This window comes from Actinacidiphila sp. bgisy145, from assembly GCF_057708125.1.
Window position 1 is genome coordinate 1 of the sequence record NZ_JBYIRL010000027.1, and the last position, 20,580, is coordinate 20,580.

The window sequence follows — 20,580 nt, forward strand, 5'->3', positions numbered from 1 at the left end:
GTCATCGGCTACGACGACTCCGCCTTCATGAACTACACCGACCCACCCCTCACCACCCTGCGCCAACCCATCGAAGCCATGTCCCGCGCCGCCGTCGCCCTCCTCGTCAACCAGATCACCGGCGAGAGCTCCACGCCCAGCGAGTTCCTGCACGCCCCCGAACTGGTCGTCCGCAATTCCACCAGCCCGGTACGCGGGTGACGCGGCCCGGCCGGACCGCGGGGTCCTGACGCGCGGTGCCGATCGCTCACCCGTCCGAGGCCGGGCCCGGGCGGGTCGGCTCCCATACGGCGGCGTCGTGCGCGAACAGCACGCGGCGGGGGTCGAAGTCGGCGAGCCGGTCCAGCCAGGGGCGGTAGGAGGGCAGTGGGGGCGGTACGCCGTCGAGCGCGGCCTGACGGGCGAGGTGGCCGGCGGTGAAGTGGGAGGCGAAGTCGTGCGCCTGGCCGGCCAGCACCACGGTGCCGTCGCGTCGGCGTACCACCAGCGACTGGTGGCCCTCGGTGTGCCCCGGGGTCGGCACGATCCACACGCCGGGCCACACCTCGGCCTCGCCGGTGAACTCCTCGTAGCGCACGCCGGGGAAGTCCACCAGCTCGCCGAACGTGTAGTCCTCGCCGCGCGCCGCGGCCAGTTCGGACGCCTGGACGAGGATCGGCGTACGGCCCAGCGAGGGGTTCCCGCCGCAGTGGTCGAAGTGCAGGTGGCAGTTGGCCACCAGCGCCACGTCCGCGAGGCCGGCCCCCGCGTCCGCGAGCGCGGCCGCCAACTCCCGGCGCCGGGGCCGGTAGTGGGCCTCGGTCTCCGGGTCGGCGGCGCCGATGCCGGTGTCGAACAGCAGCAGCCCGGCCTCGTGGCGGACGAGGTAGGCCAGTACCGGCTCGACGCGTGGTTCCCGGCCGCCGGTCTCGACCGCGGGACGGACGAAGTACCCCAGGTCCAGACGGCGTACCGCGATGTCGTCGCTCATCGGCTCATCATGCCGCGCGGAGCCGTTTGACGCCGACGAGGAAGCGGTAGCGTTCGCGCGCGGCGAAGTCGGCCGTTCCCCACACCGCGGGTCGCCCGACCTCCGCACACAGGTGGAGGACCTGCCCGTCGCCCACGCAGACGCCGACGTGGGCGCCGTACGCGTCGCCGTCCTTGTTGAACAGCAGCAGGTCGAGGGGGCGGGCCTGCGCTACTTGGACGGTGTGCCGGGTGTCCTCCCACAGGTCGCTGGAGCGCAGGGCGGGCAGGGAGCGGCCGAAGTGGGCGAGCACCGCGTAGGCGTACAGCTGGCAGTTGGCGCCCGCGGCGAGGCCGGGCAGCGCCGCGACGGCCGCGGAGCCGGGGTGGCGGGCGCCGGCGTAGGGGACGTGCCAGAAGGGGGCCGGGAGAAGGGAGAGGAGGGGGTGGGCCGGGTGCGGGTGGGGGTGCGGGTCCGATTGGGCGGAGGGCTGGAGCGGGTCGGGCTTGAGCGGAGCGGGCTGGACCGGGCCGGGTTGGACCGGGTCGGGCAGCTGATCGTCGGGCGTGGTCGCCACCTCGCTTCCTCGGGTGGGGCGCGGGAAGCGGCCCCGGCTTCAGGATAGGGAGGTGCGCAGCGCGGTGACGCGCTGGACCGCCGCGTCGAAGGCGGCGGCGGGGAGTTGACCGCTGGTGTAGGCGCCGGCGAGGGCCTGTGCGGCGTCGTCGCCCTGGGAGGTGTCGCGGGCGGAGCACAGCAACAGGTCCATCCCGGCGCCCGCGGCGAGCAGGGCGCGCTGCGCGGTGTCGTAGGAGGCGCTGATCGCACCGGCTTCCAGGGCGTCGGTGACGGTCACGCCGGTGTAGCCGAGCCGGCCGCGGAGCTCCTGCTGGACCACGGTGGCGGACAGGCCCGCGGGTGCGGTCGCGTCGAGCGCGGGGTAGACGGCCCAGGAGACCATGACGAGTCGGACGCCCGCGGCGATCGCGGCCTGGTACGGGAGTTCGTCCACGCCGCGCAGCTTGGACAGGCTCTGGGTGAGGGTGACGGGGCCGGCGTCGGTGTCCTGGGCTGCGGTGGCGGCGCCGAGGCCGGGGAAGTGCTTGGCGGTGGCGGCGACGCCGGTGGCCTGCTGGGCGGTGATGAACGCCTTGCCGAGGGTGGAGACGGTGCTCGCGCTGCTGCTGTAGGAGCGCTGGTACTTGTCGACGAAGTTGCCGGCCGTGTAGTAGACGTCGAGCACGGGCGCGAGGTTGACGTTCATCCCGACGCCGGCCAGGTTCGTGCCGGCGCCGGTGCCGGCCTGGGTGGCTGCGGTCTGCGGCTGCGCGGCCTCGCCGACCTGCTTCTCCGACAGGGCGGGGGCGCCGGGCAGGCGGCGTACCTCGCCGCCCTCCTGGTCGGTCATCAGCAGCAGCGGCGCCTTGACCGGGCTCGCCGCGTTGGCCGCCGCCAGCTGCTGCACGACGGCGGCGATCTGGCTCTCGCTGGAGATGTTCTCACCGAAGAAGATCACTCCGGCTGCCTCGCCCGCGCTGATCGTGGCCAGCAGGGCGCTCGGCACGGTGAGCCCGGGGTAGGAGTAGATCACCCGCTGGCCCGCGGTCTGACGGGCGGTCAGCGCGGTGGGGGCGGCGGATGTTCGGTCGCGGGTCCGCCCGGCTGCCGCGGCGCTCGTGGCGCCGGCCGAGGCGGCTGCCACGGCGGCGCCCGCGGCGGCCAGCACCGTGCGGCGGCGGACGGGCAGGCTGCGTGGTGCGTCCATGGGTGCCTCTTCCCGTGGGTGTGGGGGCGCGGGATTTGTGCAGCGTTCATGACACCGTCGGGACGGTACGCCCTTCCCGCCACGGCCCGGAAGGGCTCCGGCGAACGCCAATGGCCTACGCCAAAGGCGGCGTTCGGGACCTGCGGCGACGCGGTTTCCGGCGCGGATTCAGGGGGCGGAACCTTCACGGGCGGGGGCCTCGCGGGAGTTGTCCACAGCCGGATGGGTGGCATTGCGCGGGACGCCCCGGCCATGCGTCATCGTGGAGTCATGACACAGAGCGATGAAATGCGATACGGAACGTCACCAGTCAGGTCGGGGCAGGCCGAGGTCGGGGAGAGGGCCCGTCCGGCCGGGGCGAGGGGCGCTCCCCTGGTCCGCGGGCCCGCGCGCGCCGCGCCCGGGGCGTCGGAGGCGAAGACGCGGCCGCCCCGGTGGAGCCGGGCGTGCCAAGGGAGTTCGGCCGCACCCACCCCCACCGAGTTGGCGGTGCACGGACAATTTCTGCGAACACGGGGCCATAATGTGCCCGGGTTCGCCACGTGTGGCGCGCTCCGGCTCCTGTTGCTCATCCTGCCGTCGGCTCACCGACATCCGGATGCGGCCCGGGCCGTCCACACTGCATGGCGCACCACCGCACCGTTCCCGTACGACAGGCCGCGACGGCCGGGACCGCCGGGCCGCCATGGTCCGGGCGGGCCGGCGGCAGGCCCGCCCGGAGGACTCATGGCCCAGTTCCTGAACCGCCCACGCCGCCCGAGACGCGCGGCACGGACCCTGGCCGCGCTGGTGGCGGCCGCCGTGTGCGCCACGCTGCTCGCGGCAGGCGGCAGCCCCGCGACCGCCGCGGCCAGCACCCGCGCGGACGGCGCCGCGTCGTCCTGGCTGCCGCCCACCCCCGACCAGTGGCCGCTGGTGGTCGACGAGAAGACGACCGCGCCCAGCACCCTGACCCACGGGGTGGACCACTACTCCGACACGCTGCAAACGGTCGGCGGGGCGCAGCGCGCGCAGGTCCTCGACGTGTCGCTGACCGACCGGAACGTACGGCTCGGCGTGGTGGAGTCGCACGACCGCCTCACCGACCCGTCCGACGAGGTGCCCTCCTCGATGGCGCGGCGCACCGGCGCGGTCGCGGGGATCAACGGCGACTTCTTCGAGATCAACGCCAGCGGCCGGCCCGAGGGCATGGTGGTGCGCGACGGGCGGCTGCTGAAGAGCCCCGAGCCGAGCCGCCCGGCGGACTTCTGGGTCCGCCGCGACGGGAGCATCGGCATCGGCACCGAGACGTACACCGGCACCCTCACCGACCGGACCAGCGCGGCGAGCACCGCGCTCACCGGGGTCAACGCGGTGGACGACCTCGGCGCGGGCGCGCTGCTGCGGGTCACGCCCGACCTGGGCCCGGCGTCCATCGCGGCGGCCACCGTCGTCACCGGCCGGCTCGGCGCCGACGGTGCCACGCTGACGGTGGACACGGTGCGCAGCGGCGTCACCGACCTGCCCCAACTCGCCGACGGCCAGGAGGACCTGGTCGGCTCGGCCGCGTACGGGGACTGGCTGGCCGCCCATGTCCACGCGGGCGACGAGGTCGCGACCACGGACACGCTGGGGCCGGACAGCGATGTGGTGCAGGCGCTGAGCGGCGGCGCGGTCCTGGTGAAGGACGGTCAGCGCGCGGTGCCGCTCCAGGCCGGCGGCGACAACAACGTCGACAACCCGGTGACGGCGGTCGGCGTGACCAAGGACGGCAGGCACGCGATCTTCGCGGCCTTCGACGGCCACCAGGCCGAGAGCGTCGCGCAGGGCCTGACCCGGCCCCAGTTGGCCGGCTGGATGATGCAGCACGGCGCCTATGACGCGATCCTCTTCGACGGGGGCGGCTCGACCCAGATGGTCGGAAGGCTCCCCGGGCAGGACCGGGCGTCGGTGCTCAACACGCCGTCGGACGGCCACGAACGGCCCGTCGCCAACGGCCTGTTCCTCTACAGCCGGGAGGCGGCGGCCGGTCCCGCGGCGCACGCGGTGGTGAACGGCGGCAAGCCGCTGACGGCGCTGGCCGGCACTTCCGTGGACGTGCCCGCCTACGCGCTGGACACGGCGGACAACCCGGCGGCGGACCCGGTCTTCCTGAGCGTCAGCCCGCCGGGCCTCGCCACGGTGCACGGCACCACGCTGGCCTTCGCCGGCCGGCCCGGCCGCGGCACCCTGCACATCCGCTCGGGCCGTGTCGCCTCCTCCGTGCCGCTGTCGGTGGTCGGCGCCCTGCACACGCTGGCGGTGACACCGGCGCAGGCCGACCTCGGCAACGGAGCATCGCAGGCACTGGCGGCGACGGCGACCGCGAGCGGCGGTGCGAGAGTCAGCCTGCCGCCGTCGGCCGTCACCTGGTCCGTGGACAAGCCGGAGTTGGGCGCGGTCGGCGCCGACGGCACCTTCACGGCGGCGTCCGCCGGCACCGGACTGGCCACCGTCACGGCCGCCGCGGGCGGCGCCAAGGCCACCGCGTCGCTGGCGGTCGGCTCCACCACGGTCCCGGTGGACCCGCTCACCGACCTGTCCAAGTGGTCGGTGACCAGCGACTACATGAACGTCTACCCGCGCAAGGTGCCCAGCCCGGGGCCGCACTCCACCACCAACGGCAGCATCTCCCTGGACTCCGCCACCACCGCGGCGCCGGGTGACAGCGGCTCCATGGACGTGCACTACACCTATCCGGACAAGACCGGCACCTACGACCTGAGCGTCTACCTCAACGACCCGGACAGCGAGCAGATCCCGCTGCGGGGCGGCGACCAGGCGCCGATCGGGCTCGGCGTGTGGGTGAAGGGCAACGCCGACCTCGCCTCGCGCCCCGGCGACGGGCTCACGCCGGGCATCGTCACCCTCAACGTGGGCATCTGGCAGGCGAGCAACCAGCCGACCAGCTTCTACCCGACCGGCATCACCTTCGACGGCTGGCAGTACGTGGTGGCGAAACTGCCGCAGGGCCTTCAGTACCCGCTGCGGATCAACTACCTGGGGCTGGTGACGATCAGGCCGGGCGCGGACCTGACCGGTGACGTCCACCTCGCGGACCTCGAGGCGCTGTACTCGCCGCGCCCGCCGAAGACGGCCGCGTACACCGCCATCCCGAAGAACCCGTCCTGGCTCCGGTTCACCGACGTGTCGTCCTTCCGGCCCGGCGGCACCACGGTCGCCGCGTTCGACGACGCGCACACCACCGCGGCCACGCCCGGGGCGACGGGCACGGTGGCCCTGAAGTCGCTGCCCGGCCTTTTCGGGGCGCTGCCTGCCGCCGCCCGGCCCCAACAGGTGCAGGCGCTCGGCGACATGTCCGACAACGGGACGACCGGCGACCTGACGAACCTGCGCACCCTGCTCGACGGCCTCGGCGTGCCCTACCGGGACGCGGTCGGCAACCACGAGATCACCCAGGGCGCCGACCCGGAGAACGGCGACTTCACCAGCGTCTTCGGCCCGACGCATTACGCCTACGACGCGGGCGCGGCGCGGATGATCGTGACCGACAGCGGGCACATCGGCATCACCGCCTCCGACGCCTACCAGGTGCCCGACGAAGGCGGGTCGCAGTACCAGTGGCTGGCCCGGCAGCTGACCGAGAACACCAGCAAGGTCGCGGTCGTCGTCACCCACACGCCTGCCTATGACCCGCACCCGCGGGCGGACAGCCAGTTCACCGACCGGTGGGAGGCGCAGATGTACGAGGCGCTGGTGCAGCGGTACCAGCGCACGCATCCCGCAGTGCACGTGCTGATGATGTTCGGGCACGCGCGCGGCTTCGCGGAGGACCTGCGCGAGCCGGACGGCACCGACGGGCCGGACGGGGTGCCGAACTTCGTGGTCGCCGACCTGGGCACCCCGCCGTACGCGACACCCGACGAGGGCGGGTTCTTCAACTACGGGCTGTTCCATGTCCTGCCGGACGGCACCGTGCAGTTCGCGGTGCAGCCGCTGCTCTCCTCGGTCGCGGTGTCCGCGCCCGCGCCGTCGCTGGCGGCCGGCGGCAAGGAGCAGCTGACGGCGACCGGCACGTCGATAGCCGGCGACGACCTGACGGCGCTTCAGGTCCCGGTCACGGACCCGGTCTCGCGCCGCTGGGCCAGCTCGGACCCGCGTGTCGCGACGGTGGACGCGGCCACCGGCGAGGTGACCGGCCACCGCGCGGGCACCGCGCGGATCAGCGTCACGGCGGGCGGGATCACCGGCACCGCGACGGTGGCGGTGACGGCCCGGTGACCCGGGCGCGGCCGCCCGGGCGCGTCGGGCGGCCGCGCGGGCCGGGCCCGTTCGGGCGCGGGAGCGTGCGGCGGGCGCACGCGGTCTCCCTCAGCCGCAGCCGCCCTCAGCTGTGCGGGGTCCGGGGCGGTGCGACCGAGCCGCGCGGCTGGGCGGCCGGGGGCAGCACCCGGCGCCGGCTGCGGCGGCCGGAGGTGATCGCCTTGACGGTGCGCTCGACCACCAGGTCCACCAGGAGTTCCACCGGCCAGCGGTAGGTGGACAGCGGCGGGGTCAGCAGGCGGGAGAGCGGGTGGTCGTCGTACCCGACGACCGAGATGTCGGCGGGCACCTCCATGCCCAGCTCGCGGGCGCCCGCGTAGACGCCGTAGGCCATCGAGTCGGCCATGCACAGGAAGGCGGTCGGCGGGTCCTGGCCGGTCAGCACCGCGCGGGCGATCGCGGCGGCGCCGTCCAGGTCGTGCGGGGAGCGGTGCAGCGTGACGTGCAGGCCGAGCCGGCGGGCCACCTGCTCGGCCACGGTCTCGGCGGGGCGGTCGGGGGTGGTCAGCCCGCCGGGCGTCAGTACCGCGATCCGGCGGTGCCCGGCGGCGGCCAGGCCGTGGAGCGCGTCGGTGAGGCCGGCTTCGTTGTCGAAGACGACCTCGGCGTGGGCGGCGGCGCCGGGCAGCCCGTCGCCGATGGAGATCAGCACGGTCCGCTCGGCGACCTCCGCCCAGTGCGCGGCGGCCGGGTCCACCGGCAGCACGATGAGCGCGTCCACCCGCTGATCGGCGAGTTGGGAGGCGAGAGTGGCCTCCAGCGCGGGGTCGTTGGAGGCGTCCACGATGAGGGCGTGCCGGCCGTCGCCGAGCAGTTTGCGGCCGAGCGCGGCGGCGGTGGCCTGCTGCCACACGTCGGTCAGGGAGCGGCAGAGCACGCCGATGTAGCCGGTGCGGCCGGAGGCGAGGGCGCGGGCGATCGGGTCGGCCTGGTAGCCGAGCCGTTCGGCGGCCTCGCGCACCCGCTGCTGGGTCTCGGGGGGCACCTGCATCCCACGCAGCGCGTAGGACACCGTGGCGGTGGAGAGCCCGGTCTCCTCGGCGAGATCGCGCTGGGTGACCCTCGCTGGTCGTTGCGGCACGCGTCCAGTCTAGGGGGCGCACTTGACGGCGCGTGGAGTTAAGCGCTTCACTGAGGCGCTTAACTGAAGCGCATCAGTCGACGTGAGGAGGGTATTGTCCGGCTACGGTCGCTCCCCCGGCGGCACTCCCGACCCCGCGCGCTCCGCCGTCCCCGCCGCACCGGCCGACGCCCCCGGTGCCCCCGGGCCCACCGATGTGCATCAGCACCTGTGGCCCGCCGGGTTCGTCGAGTTGCTGCGCGCCCGCTCCCGGCCGCCGCGCCTGGACGGCTGGACGCTCCACCTGGCCGGCGAACCGCCGTACGAGGTGCGGCCCGAGGACCACGACCCGGCGCTGCGGGTACGCCTGGACCCGGGCCTGCGGCGGGTGGCGGTGTCGCTGTCGAGCCCGCTGGGCATCGAACTGCTGCCGCCCGAGGAGGCCGCTCCGCTGCTGGACGCCTGGCACGCGGGGGTCCGGGAGTTGCCGGAGCCGTTCACCGGCTGGGCGTCGGCGCAACTGACCGCGCCCGACCCGCGGGCGCTGGCGGCGCTGCTCGACGACCCGGCCCCGCCCGGTGGTTCGGCGGCCCCCTCGGCCGCCGGCCCCGCGGCCCGCGGCCTGGTCGGGCTCCAGGTGCCCGCCGGCGCGATGGCCACGCCCCGGGCGCTGGAGCGCCTCGCGCCGCTGCTCGCGGTGGCCGAGGCGGCGGGCAAACCCGTCCTGGTCCACCCCGGGCCGGAGCCGGCACCGGCTTCCGCGTCCGCCGCCGCCGAGCCGCTGCCCGCCTGGTGGGCGGCCGTGGTCGGCTACACCGCCCAACTCCAGGCGGCGTGGTGGGCCTGGCACACCGCCGGGCGCGCCCTCCTCCCGCGGCTGCGGATCTGCTTCGCCGCCGCGGCCGGCCTCGCCCCGGTGCACCACGAGCGGGCGGCCATGCGCGGGGGCGGCCCGCTGCGCCTGGACCCGGGCGTCTTCGTGGACACCTCCTCCTACGGCCGCCAGGCGCTGGACGCCGTGGTCCGCGTGCTGGGCATCGACGCGCTCGTCCTCGGCAGCGACCGCCCGTACGCCACGGCGGCCGACCCCCGACTGGGCGCGGCGGCGGAGTACGCCGTCCGCGTCGCCAACCCGCTGCACCTACTCGAAGGGATCAGTCCGTGACCGCTCCGCCGTCGTCCCTGCCGTCGCCCGAGGACCAGGACACCGCCCCGGTCAAGCGTGCCGAGCCCTGGCTCGGCGTGTCGCCGTCGATCGGCCTCGACACGCTGCCCGGCCGCGACCTCGACAAGCGCGAACTCCTCGAGCTCGCCTGCTCCGTGGCGGCCGACCCCGCGCTGTGGCGCCGCCATGTGCTCTTCTCCGACGACCGGCGCCACTACGTCTCGCTGCACCGCGACGCGCATGTGGACGTCTGGGTGCTGTGCTGGACGCCGAGCAACGACACCGGCTGGCACGACCACGACATATCCTCCGGCGCCGTCGCGGTCACCCAGGGCGCCCTGGTCGAGCACAACCTCGCGGTGGGCGTGCCGAGCCTGGCCACCGAGGTCCCGGCCGGGCAGGTCTACTGCTTCGGCCCCGACCACATCCACCGGCTGACCGGGCTGGACGCCGGGAGCGTGTCGATCCACGCGTACTCGCCGCCGCTGTGGAGGATGGGCCAGTACACCGTCAGCCGCACCGGCATCCTGCGGCGCACCTCGGTGTCGTACGCCGACGAGCTGCGCCCGCTGGACGACATGGCCTGACGCCTGGCCTGACACCTGGTCGGACGGCAGCGAGGGCGGCGCACAAGCGGAGCGATGACATCCGCTTGCGCGCCGCTTTTCGCGCGCCGGTGCGGCGAGTTGCCCGGTTTGGCGTCGAACACCCCGTTCACCTCGGGGTACTTGGCGCGGTCTTTGCCGATCGTTGGCACGAACCAGTGCCGCACCACCAGTGATTGTCTGCACACTGTCAATCACTGGCGGCACGCGCACCCCACTGACCGCCGCCAGTCAACGCCCGTACCGCGAGACCCGCGAGAAGGAGCAGCATGTCGGCAACGAAGCGCTTCACCGCCGCAACAGCCGTCAGCGCGGCGGTCCTGTCGGCCCTCGCCACCGCACCGGCCGTGGCCAGCGCCGCCCCCACGGTCTTCCAGGCACCGGTCGGCAGCCACCGCCTCATCGGCCCCGACGGCCGGATCGAGCACAGCAGCAGCTCCAACTGGGCCGGTTACGCGGCCACCGGACAGACCTTCACCAGCGTCTCGTCCAGTTGGGTGCAGCCCGCGGTCAGCTGCTCCAGTTCGACGACGTACTCGTCGTTCTGGATCGGCCTGGACGGCGACGGCAGCAACTCCGTGGAGCAGACCGGCAGCGAGGGCGACTGCTACGGCGGCACCGCCGAGTACTACGCGTGGTACGAGATGTACCCGGCCTACCCGGTGAACTACAGCAACACGGTCAAGGCCGGCGACCACTTCACCTCGACGGTCAGCGTCAGCGGCACCACCTACACGCTCAAGCTGTCCGACACCACGCAGGGGTGGACGAAGACCACCACGAAGACGCAGAGCGGCCTGTCGAACGCGTCCGCCGAGATCATCGCCGAGGCGCCCTCCAGCTCCAGCGGCGTGCTGCCGCTGTCGAACTTCGGCACCGCGTCCTTCACCGGCGCCACCGCCAACGGCCAGCCGATCGGCAACTTCTCCCCCGACCAGATCAACATGGTCTCGGGCAGCACCACGAAGGCCAGCACCTCCTCGCTGAGCAGCAGCGAGAACTTCTCGGTGACCTGGAAGCACAGCTGAGCCGCCGCTGATCCCCCCGGCGACGCCGCACCCCGTGAGGACCGCGGCCCGCGCACGCCCTCGGCCCCGCCCGGACCTGCCCCGGGCGGGGCCGGGTGGCTTGCGTACGGCCCGCCGGCGAGGCGGGAGGGCGAGAGCGGAGGGGGTGGTTTCGGGGCGTACCGGTCGGGTACCCGATGGAGCCCAGCCCCGGCCGGGCGCGCAACCCTCAGCACCGCGCCGCCCGGCGATCGACCAGGGAGGCCATCACCGCATGACGGACCAGGGAACCAACAAGACCGGCTTCGCCCGCGACGACGAGCTGAAGCGGGAACTTCAGGACGCGCTGCGGGCGAACCGGGCGGTACAGGCCGACGAGGAGCTCGCCGAGCCCCAGCCCTCCGACCAGGACCCGGCCCTGACCGCCCCCGCCCGCGGCGGCGCCGCGCCCGCCGGGATGACGCCGCAGGGCGTCTACGTACGCAACGACCTGGCCCGGCACCTCGACCGCAGCGTCTACCCGGCCCGCCGCAGCGCCCTGCTCGGCGCGCTCCACCGCCACAGCGCGCCGGACGCCCTCGTGGACCGGGTCGCCGCCCTGCCGCCGGACGAGGTCTACCCGAACGTCCAGGCGGTGGTCCAGGCGCTGGGCTACGGCGTCGAGAACCACCGCGACTGACCGCGGGCACCCGAACCCGGCCGCGGGTACCGGTGCCCGGACCGCCACCCGCCCGGGCGGGGCCGCCCTCCCCCGTCCCGGGCGTCCGGCCGCACGGCCTACATTCTCGGTATGACTGGTGAGCCGGCGCCCGTTGCGGGCGCGGACAGGGCAGACAGGGCAGATGAGGCGGACGGGACGCACGGCGCCCGGACCGCCTCCGTACGGGCCGGGCGCCCCTCGGACGCGGCCGAGGTGGTCCGGCTGCGGCGCGTGATGTTCGCCGCGATGACCGGCGCGGACCGGCCGGGCCCCTGGGAGGCCGAGGCACGGCGGCAGCTCGCCGCCCAGCTGGCCGGCCCCGAGCCCGCGACGGGCGTGTTCGTGGTGGACGCCGAGGGCGGGGCGGGCCTGGCCGCGTGCGCGGTGGGCACCATCGAGCGGCGGCTGCCGTCGCCCTCGTCGCCGGCGGGCCTGTTCGGCTTCGTCTTCAACGTCTGCACCGACCCCGCCCACCGCGGCCGCGGCTACGCCCGGGCGGTCACCGAGGCGCTGCTCGACTGGTTCGCGGCGCGCGGCGTGACCCGGGTGGACCTGCACGCCACACCCGAGGCCGAGCGCCTCTACCGGGCGTTGGGGTTCGCCGCGCACTCCACCGCGCTGTCGCTGGACGTCTCGGCCCGCACCGGGCGCTGACCGCCGTCCGCCGCCGGGGCCGGGACCGTACGGCTCACCACCGTGCGGCCCTGGACCGCGGCGGCGGAGCGGCGTCCGGTGCGCTCCAGCGCCGCGGAGACCACGGCCAGCACCAGGGCCGCGCCGGTGAGCGCAGCGCCCACCCAATTCGCCGCGGTGTAGGAGTGGCCGGCGGAGATGACCAGCCCGCCGAGCCAGGCGGCGAGCGCGTTGCCGAGGTTGAAGGCGCCGATGTTCAGCGCAGAGGCGAGGGTGGGTGCGCCCGCGGCCTGGTCGAGCACCCGCTTCTGGAGCGGCGAAACCGTGGCGAAGCCGAGCACGCCGATCAGGAAGACGGTCACCGCGGCCGCGGTCTTGTCGTGCGCGGTGAGCGTGAAGGCGGCCAGGACGGCGCCGAGCGCGGCCAGCGCGGTGAGCAGCATCGGCATCAGGTGCCGGTCGGCGAACCGGCCGCCGACCAGGTTCCCGGTGACCATGCCCAGCCCGAGGAGCACCAGCAGCCAGGTCACGGAGCCGTCGGCGTAGCCGGTGACGTCGGTCATCATCGGCGCGAGGTAGGTGATGGCGGCGAAGACGCCGCCGAAGCCGAGCACGGTCATCGCCATGGCGAGCAGCACCTGCGGTTCGCGCAGCACCGCGACCTCGTGCCGCAGCCGTACGCCCTCGGGCCGGGGCAGGTCGGGGACGAGCCTGGCCACGCCCAGCAGCCCGAGCACGCCGAGCCCGGCGACCAGCACGAACGTGAGCCGCCAGCCCGCGCTCTGCCCGACGAACGTGCCGAGCGGGACGCCGACGACGTTGGCGACCGTCAGCCCGGTGAACATCATGGCGATGGCGCCGGCCCGCTTGTGCGGGGCGACCAGCTCCGAGGCGACCACCGACCCGATGCCGAAGAACGCGCCGTGGGCGAGGGAGGTGACCACCCGGCCGACGAGCATCACCGCGAGCACGGGCGCGGCCGCGGAGACCAGGTTGCCGACCACGAACAGCCCCATCAGCAGGATCAGCATCCGCTTGCGGGAGATCTTCGTGCCGAGCGCGGTCATCAGCGGGGCGCCCGCCACGACGCCGAGCGCGTACCCGGTGACGAGCAGGCCCGCGGTGGGCACGGACACGCCGTAGTCCCCGGCGATCTGCGGGAGCAGGCCGACGACGACGAACTCGGTGGTGCCGATGCCGAAGGCCCCGCTGGCGAGGGCCAGGAGCGCGAGGGGCATGGGAAGGGCCTTTCGAGGGGACGGCAGGGGGACGGCAGGGACATCAGGGGAGACCGCCCGCCCGACTAGCAGGCTGGCGCGGTTAGCCAGCGCCCACAATACTTGCGCGCGCTGGTTATTTGCAAACGCGCTACAATTGGCCCATGACCGCCACGGACCCGGCACTGACCGCGCTCGCCGACAGCTGGTGCGCCCTGTCCCTGCTGCACGGCCGCATCGAGACGCACATCGAGCGGGCCCTCCAGTCCGGCCACGGGCTGAGCGTGCGGGAGTTCTCCCTGCTGGACGTGCTCAGCCGGCAGCACGACGGCGACGGCGGCCACCTCCAGATGAAGCAGGTCGCCGACGCGGTGGTGCTCAGCCAGTCCGCGACCACCCGGCTGGTGACGCGGCTGGAGGAGCGCGGGCTGCTCTCCCGCTACCTGTGCCCGACCGACCGCCGCGGCATCTACACCGACGTCACCCCGGCCGGGCGCGAACTGCTCGCCGCCGCCCGCCCCACGAACAACGAGGCGCTGCGCGAGGCCCTCGACCAGGCGGCGACCGACCCCGCCCTCGCGCCCCTGGTGTCCGCGCTCGCCGAGATCCGCCGCCCGTCGACACTCTGACCGCCCGACCGCCCCGGACAACGGCTGCGCATCTCCCGCCCCGGGTGGGGCAGACTGGGCGCGACGGCGGACGGCAGGAAGGGCGGCGACGCACCGCGATGAAGGTGATCCTCTTCGGTGCCTCGGGGATGGTCGGGCAGGGCGTGCTCCGCGAGTGCCTGCGCGACCCGGACGTGACCGAGGTGCTCGCGGTGGCGCGCAGCCCCCTCGCGGCCGCCCACCCGAAGCTGCGCCAGGTCTTCCACGACGACTTCACCGACTTCACCGCGGTCGCCGGGCAGTTGGCGGGCGCGGACGCGTGCTTCTACTGCCTGGGCGTGTCCGCGGCCGGGCACAGCTCGCAGGACTACACCCGGATCACCTACGACTGCACGCTCGCGGCCGCCCGCACCGTGGCCGCCGGCAACCCCGGGCTGACCTTCACCTACGTCTCCGGCGAAGGCACCGACAGCACCGAGCAGGGGCGTTCGGGCTGGGCGCGGGTGAAGGGGCGCACCGAGAACGCGCTGCTGGCGATGGACATGCACGCGTACATGTTCCGGCCGGGCTGGGTCCAGCCGCTGCACGGCGAGCGCTCCCGCACCGGTTGGTACCGCGTGCTCTACGGGGCCGGGTCGTGGCTCTACCCGCTGCTGCGGCGCCTCGCACCCCGGCACGTGACGACCACGCAGGCGCTCGGCCGGGCGATGCTGGCCGTCACCCGGCTCGACGGCGAGGAGCCGTACGTCCTGCACAGCCCGGACATCAACCGGCTCGGCGCCTGACGGCCCGCCCTCGGCGGCGGAATTCGGCGAGCCGAGGGGACTTCACTCGCAAAGGGCATGTTTGCCGCCGTATGGGGGCACATGGTGCGCATGACGCAGATCGGCCTTCCGAGCAGAGTACGTGCCTGCCTCTTCGACCTCGACGGTGTGCTGACGCCGACGGCGCTGGTGCATGCCGCGGCCTGGAAGGAGATGTTCGACGCCTTCCTGCACGACCGGGACGGCGACGGCTTCCGCCCCTTCGACTCCGCGGACTACGACAGCTACGTCGACGGCCGCCCCCGCGCGGACGGGGTGCGCACCTTCCTCGCCTCCCGCGACATCGAGCTGCCCGAGGGCGAGGACGACGATCCGCCGTCCGCGGTGACCGTGCACGGCCTGGGCAACCGCAAGAACGCCCTGGTGCTGGCGAAGATCCGCGCCGAGGGCGTCACCCCGTACGAGGGCTCGGTCCGCTATGTGCAGGCGGTGCGGGCGGCGGGGCTGCGCACCGCGGTCGTCTCGTCGAGCGCCAACACCCGGGACGTCCTGATCGCCGCGGGCATCGAGCACCTGATGGACGTCCGGGTGGACGGCCTGACCGCCAAGGAGCAGGGGCTGCGCGGCAAGCCCAAGCCGGACACCTACCTGGCGGCGGCGAAGCAGCTGGGCTTCGATCCCGGTCAGGCGGCGGTCTTCGAGGACGCGCTGGTCGGGATGGACGCCGGACGGGAGGGCAGCTTCGGCTACGTGGTGGGCGTGGACCGGGTGGGCCAGGCCGACGAGCTGCGGCGGCACGGCGCCGACACCGTGGTGAAGGACCTGTCCGACCTGATCGGGAGGAGCGCGTGATCACCGATCCGGCCTACGAGGTCGCGCCCTGGTCGCTGCGCGAGTGCGAACTCAACCTCGACCTGCTGCCGCAGAGCGAGTCGGTCTTCGCCCTGTCCAACGGCCACATCGGCTGGCGCGGCAACCTCGACGAGGGCGAGCCGAACGGCCTGCCCGGCTCCTACCTCAACGGACTGCACGAACTGCACCCGCTGCCGTACGCGGAGGCCGGCTACGGCTACCCGGAGTCCGGCCAGACCGTCATCAACGTCACCAACGGCAAGCTGATCCGGCTGCTGGTCGACGACGAGCCGTTCGACCTGCGCTACGGCACGATCCGCTCGCACAAGCGGGAACTGGACCTGCGGGCCGGGGTGCTGGAGCGCGAGTGCGTGTGGGTCTCGCCGGCCGGCCGCGCGGTGCGCGTGCGCTCCACCCGGATGGTCTCCTTCCGGCAGCGCGCGGTCGCGGCGATCGCCTACGAGGTGGAGCCGCTGGACGAGCAGGTCCGCGTGGTGGTGCAGTCGGAGCTGGCGGCCAACGAGGACATCCCCCGCACCACCGGCGACCCGCGGGTGGCCGCGGCGCTGGAGTCGCCGCTGGTCTCCGAGGACCACTTCGCCGCCGGCACCCGGCTGGGCCTGATCCACTCCACCACCCGCAGCGAACTGCGGGTCGCCGCGGCCGCCGACCACCGGGTGGACGGCCCGAAGGGCACCACGCAGATCTCCTCGGAGGCCGGCGAGGACGTCAGCCGGCTGACCGTCACCTGCGTGCTGGAGAAGGGGCAGCGGCTGCGGCTGGAGAAGTTCGTCGCCTACGGCTGGTCGGCGACGCGCTCACTGCCGGCGCTGCGCGACCAGGCGGACGCGGCGCTGGTGGGCGCGCGCGACACCGGCTGGCAGGGCCTGCTGGACCAGCAGCGCTCCTACCTGGACGACTTCTGGGAGCGGGCGGACGTCGAGGTCGACGGCGACACCGAGATCCAGCAGGCGGTGCGGTTCGCGCTCTTCCACGTGCTCCAGACCGCCGCCCGCGCCGAGCAGCGGGCGATCCCCGCGAAGGGCCTGACCGGCTCCGGGTACGACGGCCACACGTTCTGGGACGCGGAGACGTTCGTGCTGCCGCTGCTGACGTTCACCGCGCCGCAGGCCGCCGCGGAGGTGCTGCGCTGGCGGCACACCACGCTGCCGGCCGCCCGTGAGCGCGCCGCCCAACTGGGCCTGGAGGGCGCCACCTTCCCCTGGCGCACCATCAACGGCGACGAGGCGTCCAGCTACTGGCCGGCCGGCACCGCCGCCTTCCATGTCAACGCCGACATCGCCGACGCCGTGGTGCGGTACGTCGCGACCACCGGCGACGACGCCTTCGAGGCCGAGACCGGGCTCGAACTCCTCGCGGAGACCGCCCGGTTGTGGCGCTCGCTGGGCCACCACGACCACGCCGGCGCCTTCCACATCGACGGCGTGACCGGACCGGACGAGTACAGCGCGGTCTGCGACGACAACGCGTACACCAACCTGATGGCGCAGGCGAACCTGGTGGCCGCCGCCGACGCCGCCGAGCGCCACCCGCGGCACGCGACCGCGCTCGGCATCACCGACGAGGAGACCGCCGCGTGGCGCGACGCGGCCGCGGCGATGACGGTGCCCTTCGACGAGGACCTGCGGGTCCACGAGCAGTCCGCGGGCTTCACCCGGCACCAGCGCTGGGACTTCGACGCCACCGGCCCCGAGCGCTACCCGCTGCTGCTGCACTACCCGTACTTCGACCTGTACCGCAAGCAGGTCGTCAAGCAGGCCGACCTGGTGCTGGCGATGTACCTGCGCGGCGACGCCTTCACACCGGAGCAGAAGGCGCGCGGCTTCGCCTACTACGAGCCGCTGACCGTACGGGACTCCTCGCTCTCCGCGTACTGCCAGTCGGTGATCGCTGCGGAGGTCGGGCACCTCCAGCTCGCGTACGACTACCTCGGCGAGACCGCGATGATGGACCTGGAGGACCTGGAGAACAACGCCCGGGACGGGCTGCACATCGCGGCGCTGGCCGGCACCTGGACGGCGCTGGTGGCCGGGTTCGGCGGGATGCGGCTGTTCAACGGCGACTCGATCCGGTTCGCGCCCAGGCTGCCGGACGCGCTGAGCCGGGTGGCGTTCCGGCTGGACTTCCGGGGGCGGCGGCTGCGGGTGGAGGTGAAGCGGACCTCGGCGACGTACGCGCTGGCCGCCGGGGAGCCGATCGAGATCCTGCACTACGAGCAGCCGTTCACGCTGACCGCCGAGCACCCGGTGGTGCGGGACCTGCCGGAGGTGGTGCACCGCGAGGCGCCCCAGCAGCCGCCGGGGCGGGCGCCGCGGCGGCGCAGCCAGGCGCCGGGGCAGCACGGCGTGCGTTCGTGAGTTCGTGACGGTGAGGTCCCCATTTTCTTCCTCACAGCCAGCCGCGGTGCTTGAAGAGCCGGTAGAGGACCAGGACGACCACGACCATCAGCGCGAGCACCGCCGGGTAGCCCCAGACCTGGCGGAGTTCCGGCATGTGCTGGAAGTTCATCCCGTAGATGCCGGCGATCATCGTGGGCACCGCGGCCATGGCCGCCCAGGCGGAGATCTTGCGCATGTCGTCGTTCTGCCGCACCCCGACCTGGGTGAGGTGCGCGGCCAGGATGTCCGACAGCAGCCGGTCCAGGGACTCGCCCGCCTCGGTGACCCGGGTGAGGTGGTCGGCGACGTCGCGGAAGAAGGGCTGGCTGCGCCGGTCGGTGTACGGCATGCCGCCGGCGGCCATCCGCGCCATGGGTTCGGCGAGCGGGCCGGTGGCCCGGCGGAACTCCAGCACCTGGCGTTTGAAGGCGTAGATGGTCGCGGCGGTGCGGGCGGAGTCGCCCCCGACCGGCGCGAACACCCGCTCCTCCAGTTCCTCCAGGTCCACCTGGAGTTCCGTCGCGACGTCGAGGTAGTCGTCCACGACGCTGTCGCAGATCGCGTGGAGCACCGCGACCGGGCCGTGCTTGAGCATCGCCGGGTCCTTCTCCAGCCGGGTGCGGGCCGCGGCCGCCGCGCCGGTGGCGCCGTGCCGGATGGTCACCACGAAGGCGTCGCCGAGGAAGACCATCAGCTCGCTGGCGCCCACGGTGCCCTTGGCGTCGTCGTAGCGCAGCGGCCGCAGCACGGCGAACAGCGGCCTCGGGGAACATCGGTACAGCGGTTGGCGCCGAGAACGATCATGGTCAGGGTGTGAGTGCGCTGACCCGGTTCTCGTACTCGCGGCGGGCCTTGCGCTGGGCCGGGACTGCGGGGAGGCCCTGGCCACCGTCGAGCGGCTGGCAGCGGGCGAGGAGCCCTCGGTGCACGGCGGGGACGGCGCTGACGCGCAGGGTGTAGCCCTGGCCGCGCCGTACGGTCACGCCCTGGTCGAGCGCCGCCCGCTCGGCGGGCTCCAGCTCGGTGGTGCGGAGGTAGTCGGCGACCTTGCCGGGCATGTCGAGGACGACCGGCAGCTCCGGGGCCGGGACGCCCGGGTCGCCAGCCGTGTGCTCGGGCAGGAGATCGGCGACGGCTGTGCGGATCGCGCCGCGGCTGGCGCCGTGCTCCCGCGCGAGGGCAGCGATGGACCGGCCCTCCAGGTACGCGGTGCGTACGCCGACGGTCTGCGCGGCCGGGACGGCGGGTCGGCGTCCGCCCTTGCTGCCCTTGGCCTCGGCGGCGCGCAGTCCGTCGTAGGTCAGCTCTCGCTGGAGGTCGCGCTGGAGTTCGCCGGCGGCGGCGAGGGTCTGCACCATGAACTTCACGGTGGACAGCAGTTCACCGGTGCGCGGGTGGCGGGCGGTGAGGTCCATCGCGGAGAACGCGCCGTCGTGGATGCGCAGCGCGAGACGGTCGCGGTGCAGGACGTCAAGAACATCGAGGATGTGCTGGTTGCCGCGTACGAGGCGGAACATCTCGGAGATGTGCACGGTGTCACCCGGCCGCGCGTACGTCAGCAGCTCGCCGAACTTCGGACGCTGGAGCGGATGGAGACGGCTGGAGGTCCCCGGGTCCTCCTCGAAGACCACCGGGTCCTCGATCCCGGCCTCGGCCAGGACGAGGTCCTGCCGGGCGGTGGACTGCTGGTCGGTCGAGACCCGCTTGTAGACCAGGTTCGCCACCGAAGGGCCCCTTCCGTACGGAGGATCGGACCCTATCTGTCGTCAAACCCTGTCAGCAATCACCATCGGATCTGATTGGATTCGCGCCGCCTCGAACCCCCGGATTCCAAGGGTTCATTGGACGTGCCGTCCGCCTGTCGTCAAACGATCCTTTGCCGACAGGGCCGTCGCTTGCTCAGCGCGCGCCCTGGTCTTCGCTTCCCGGGCGAGTGAGTGCGCGCCATCCATGGTTCAGCAGGTCGAAGGCGGCTGCGATGACCTGGTCGGGGTCGGAGTGCCCGCGGGCGGCGTGTGGGGCTTCGAGGACGAAGTGGGCCAGGGCGGTGCACGCGGGGTCGTCGGCCGGGAGTCCGTTCTCCTCGGCGATGGCCGAGGCGAGGGCGGCCGTGTGGCGGAGCCACATGGCCTGGTGGTAGTCGCGCAGCGCAGGGGTGTCGTTGACCAGGTCGAGGAAGGTGGTGAAGCGCGGATCGGCGGCGGGGCCTGACCGGCGGTGGCGCAGGGCGTGCTCGCGCAGGGCGTCGGGGACGGACTGCCCTGCGGGGCGCTCGCGCACGGCGGCCAGGAGGCCGGATTCGAGGTCTGACTCGCGGTCGAAGATGAGCGCTTCCTTGGCCGCGAAGTGCTTGAACAGGGTGGCGGTCGACACGTCTGCGGCATCGGCGATCTCGCGGATGCCGACGTTGTCGTAGCCACGATCCAGAAACAGGCGCAGGGCGGCGTCGGCGATGGCCTGCCGAGTGGCCGCCTTCTTGCGTTCACGGCGACCGACGGGGGCCGGTGCGGCGTTGTCCTGCGTGGTGGTGTCGGGCATAGGGCTACTCTACCGC

18 protein-coding genes and 1 pseudogene are annotated in these 20,580 nt (G+C 73.8%); 11 read left to right on the forward strand and 8 right to left on the reverse strand.

Annotated features, from left to right (window positions below):
- The coding region (locus AC3ERT_RS23400) for a substrate-binding domain-containing protein (protein WP_435176600.1) at positions 1-201 on the forward strand (201 nt) is incomplete at its 5' end.
- Positions 202-247: 46 nt separating this feature from the next.
- Here AC3ERT_RS23400 and AC3ERT_RS23405 read toward each other — a convergent pair.
- From AC3ERT_RS23405 to AC3ERT_RS23415, 3 genes are all read right to left on the reverse strand, one after another.
- Complete coding sequence (locus AC3ERT_RS23405) at positions 248-970, reverse strand: MBL fold metallo-hydrolase (RefSeq protein WP_435134207.1); 723 nt, start codon at positions 968-970, stop codon at positions 248-250.
- A 7-nt stretch (positions 971-977) separates the two neighbouring features.
- Positions 978-1,502 carry an NlpC/P60 family protein gene (locus AC3ERT_RS23410; RefSeq protein ID WP_435176714.1) on the reverse strand — a complete coding sequence of 175 codons (525 nt, stop codon included), beginning with the start codon at positions 1,500-1,502 and terminating at the stop codon, positions 978-980.
- A gap of 63 nt (positions 1,503-1,565) precedes the next feature.
- The gene (locus AC3ERT_RS23415) at positions 1,566-2,714 is read right to left on the reverse strand and encodes a glycoside hydrolase family 3 N-terminal domain-containing protein (RefSeq protein WP_435176602.1); all 1,149 of its coding nucleotides are present in this window, start codon (positions 2,712-2,714) and stop codon (positions 1,566-1,568) included.
- A 726-nt stretch (positions 2,715-3,440) separates the two neighbouring features.
- Between AC3ERT_RS23415 and AC3ERT_RS23420 the strand changes: the two genes are divergently transcribed.
- Complete coding sequence (locus AC3ERT_RS23420; RefSeq protein ID WP_435176604.1) at positions 3,441-6,974, forward strand: phosphodiester glycosidase family protein; 3,534 nt, start codon at positions 3,441-3,443, stop codon at positions 6,972-6,974.
- Positions 6,975-7,080: 106 nt separating this feature from the next.
- On the opposite strand, the gene AC3ERT_RS23425 is transcribed toward AC3ERT_RS23420, so the two are convergent.
- Positions 7,081-8,097, reverse strand: coding sequence for a LacI family DNA-binding transcriptional regulator (locus tag AC3ERT_RS23425; protein ID WP_435134218.1), 1,017 nt, complete (start codon positions 8,095-8,097; stop codon positions 7,081-7,083).
- Positions 8,098-8,191: 94 nt separating this feature from the next.
- On the opposite strand from AC3ERT_RS23425, the gene AC3ERT_RS23430 reads away from it, so the two are divergent.
- From AC3ERT_RS23430 to AC3ERT_RS23450, 5 genes are all read left to right on the forward strand, one after another.
- Positions 8,192-9,241, forward strand: a complete 1,050-nt coding sequence (locus tag AC3ERT_RS23430; RefSeq protein ID WP_435176606.1) for an amidohydrolase family protein — start codon at positions 8,192-8,194, stop codon at positions 9,239-9,241.
- Positions 9,238-9,828 (forward strand): cysteine dioxygenase, encoded by a 591-nt coding sequence (locus AC3ERT_RS23435; RefSeq protein ID WP_335982570.1) that lies wholly within the window; start codon positions 9,238-9,240, stop codon positions 9,826-9,828. The genes AC3ERT_RS23430 and AC3ERT_RS23435 overlap by 4 nt, the downstream gene beginning before the upstream one ends.
- 287 nt (positions 9,829-10,115) lie before the next feature.
- Positions 10,116-10,874: a G1 family glutamic endopeptidase gene (locus AC3ERT_RS23440; RefSeq protein WP_335982572.1), complete on the forward strand. Its 759-nt coding sequence runs from the start codon at positions 10,116-10,118 to the stop codon at positions 10,872-10,874.
- 253 nt (positions 10,875-11,127) lie between these two features.
- Entirely contained in the window at positions 11,128-11,532 is a 405-nt protein-coding gene (locus AC3ERT_RS23445) for a DUF2795 domain-containing protein (protein ID WP_335982574.1), read from the forward strand.
- A gap of 255 nt (positions 11,533-11,787) precedes the next feature.
- Positions 11,788-12,207 (forward strand): GNAT family N-acetyltransferase, encoded by a 420-nt coding sequence (locus tag AC3ERT_RS23450; RefSeq protein ID WP_335982616.1) that lies wholly within the window; start codon positions 11,788-11,790, stop codon positions 12,205-12,207.
- Here AC3ERT_RS23450 and AC3ERT_RS23455 read toward each other — a convergent pair.
- Complete coding sequence (locus tag AC3ERT_RS23455) at positions 12,135-13,424, reverse strand: MFS transporter (RefSeq protein WP_435176608.1); 1,290 nt, start codon at positions 13,422-13,424, stop codon at positions 12,135-12,137. The genes AC3ERT_RS23450 and AC3ERT_RS23455 overlap by 73 nt on opposite strands.
- A gap of 143 nt (positions 13,425-13,567) precedes the next feature.
- On the opposite strand from AC3ERT_RS23455, the gene AC3ERT_RS23460 reads away from it, so the two are divergent.
- The 4 genes from AC3ERT_RS23460 to AC3ERT_RS23475 all read left to right on the forward strand — a co-directional run bounded on the left by AC3ERT_RS23460 (position 13,568) and on the right by AC3ERT_RS23475 (position 18,005).
- On the forward strand, positions 13,568-14,032 hold the full coding sequence (locus AC3ERT_RS23460) for a MarR family winged helix-turn-helix transcriptional regulator (RefSeq protein ID WP_435134227.1): 465 nt from the start codon (positions 13,568-13,570) through the stop codon (positions 14,030-14,032).
- Positions 14,033-14,076: 44 nt separating this feature from the next.
- Positions 14,077-14,796 (forward strand): NAD(P)H-binding protein, encoded by a 720-nt coding sequence (locus AC3ERT_RS23465; RefSeq protein ID WP_435176610.1) that lies wholly within the window; start codon positions 14,077-14,079, stop codon positions 14,794-14,796.
- A gap of 90 nt (positions 14,797-14,886) precedes the next feature.
- Positions 14,887-15,627, forward strand: a complete 741-nt coding sequence (locus tag AC3ERT_RS23470; RefSeq protein WP_435176612.1) for an HAD family hydrolase — start codon at positions 14,887-14,889, stop codon at positions 15,625-15,627.
- Positions 15,624-18,005: a glycoside hydrolase family 65 protein gene (locus AC3ERT_RS23475; protein WP_435134232.1), complete on the forward strand. Its 2,382-nt coding sequence runs from the start codon at positions 15,624-15,626 to the stop codon at positions 18,003-18,005. Before AC3ERT_RS23470 ends, AC3ERT_RS23475 begins: the two co-directional genes overlap by 4 nt.
- A 31-nt stretch (positions 18,006-18,036) precedes the next feature.
- Here the strand turns inward: AC3ERT_RS23475 and AC3ERT_RS23480 are convergent.
- The 3 genes and pseudogenes from AC3ERT_RS23480 to AC3ERT_RS23490 all read right to left on the reverse strand — a co-directional run.
- Positions 18,037-18,786, reverse strand: a pseudogene (locus AC3ERT_RS23480) (magnesium and cobalt transport protein CorA); the annotation flags it as partial.
- Between the two features lie 46 nt (positions 18,787-18,832).
- Positions 18,833-19,750 carry a recombinase family protein gene (locus AC3ERT_RS23485; protein ID WP_435176614.1) on the reverse strand — a complete coding sequence of 306 codons (918 nt, stop codon included), beginning with the start codon at positions 19,748-19,750 and terminating at the stop codon, positions 18,833-18,835.
- A gap of 175 nt (positions 19,751-19,925) precedes the next feature.
- Positions 19,926-20,564: a TetR/AcrR family transcriptional regulator gene (locus AC3ERT_RS23490; RefSeq protein WP_435176616.1), complete on the reverse strand. Its 639-nt coding sequence runs from the start codon at positions 20,562-20,564 to the stop codon at positions 19,926-19,928.
- Positions 20,565-20,580: the final 16 nt, after the last annotated feature.

Excerpts from the sequence above, each read along its gene's own strand:
- AC3ERT_RS23490 (WP_435176616.1), bottom strand. The coding sequence starts at position 20,564 with ATGCCCGACACCACCACGCAGGACAACGCCGCACCGGCCCCCGTCGGT.
- AC3ERT_RS23460 (WP_435134227.1), top strand. The coding sequence starts at position 13,568 with ATGACCGCCACGGACCCGGCACTGACCGCGCTCGCCGACAGCTGGTGC.
- AC3ERT_RS23455 (WP_435176608.1), bottom strand. The coding sequence starts at position 13,424 with ATGCCCCTCGCGCTCCTGGCCCTCGCCAGCGGGGCCTTCGGCATCGGC.
- AC3ERT_RS23420 (WP_435176604.1), top strand. The coding sequence starts at position 3,441 with ATGGCCCAGTTCCTGAACCGCCCACGCCGCCCGAGACGCGCGGCACGG.
- AC3ERT_RS23415 (WP_435176602.1), bottom strand. The coding sequence starts at position 2,714 with ATGGACGCACCACGCAGCCTGCCCGTCCGCCGCCGCACGGTGCTGGCC.
- AC3ERT_RS23470 (WP_435176612.1), top strand. The coding sequence starts at position 14,887 with ATGACGCAGATCGGCCTTCCGAGCAGAGTACGTGCCTGCCTCTTCGAC.
- AC3ERT_RS23445 (WP_335982574.1), top strand. The coding sequence starts at position 11,128 with ATGACGGACCAGGGAACCAACAAGACCGGCTTCGCCCGCGACGACGAG.
- AC3ERT_RS23450 (WP_335982616.1), top strand. The coding sequence starts at position 11,788 with ATGTTCGCCGCGATGACCGGCGCGGACCGGCCGGGCCCCTGGGAGGCC.
- AC3ERT_RS23405 (WP_435134207.1), bottom strand. The coding sequence starts at position 970 with ATGAGCGACGACATCGCGGTACGCCGTCTGGACCTGGGGTACTTCGTC.
- AC3ERT_RS23440 (WP_335982572.1), top strand. The coding sequence starts at position 10,116 with ATGTCGGCAACGAAGCGCTTCACCGCCGCAACAGCCGTCAGCGCGGCG.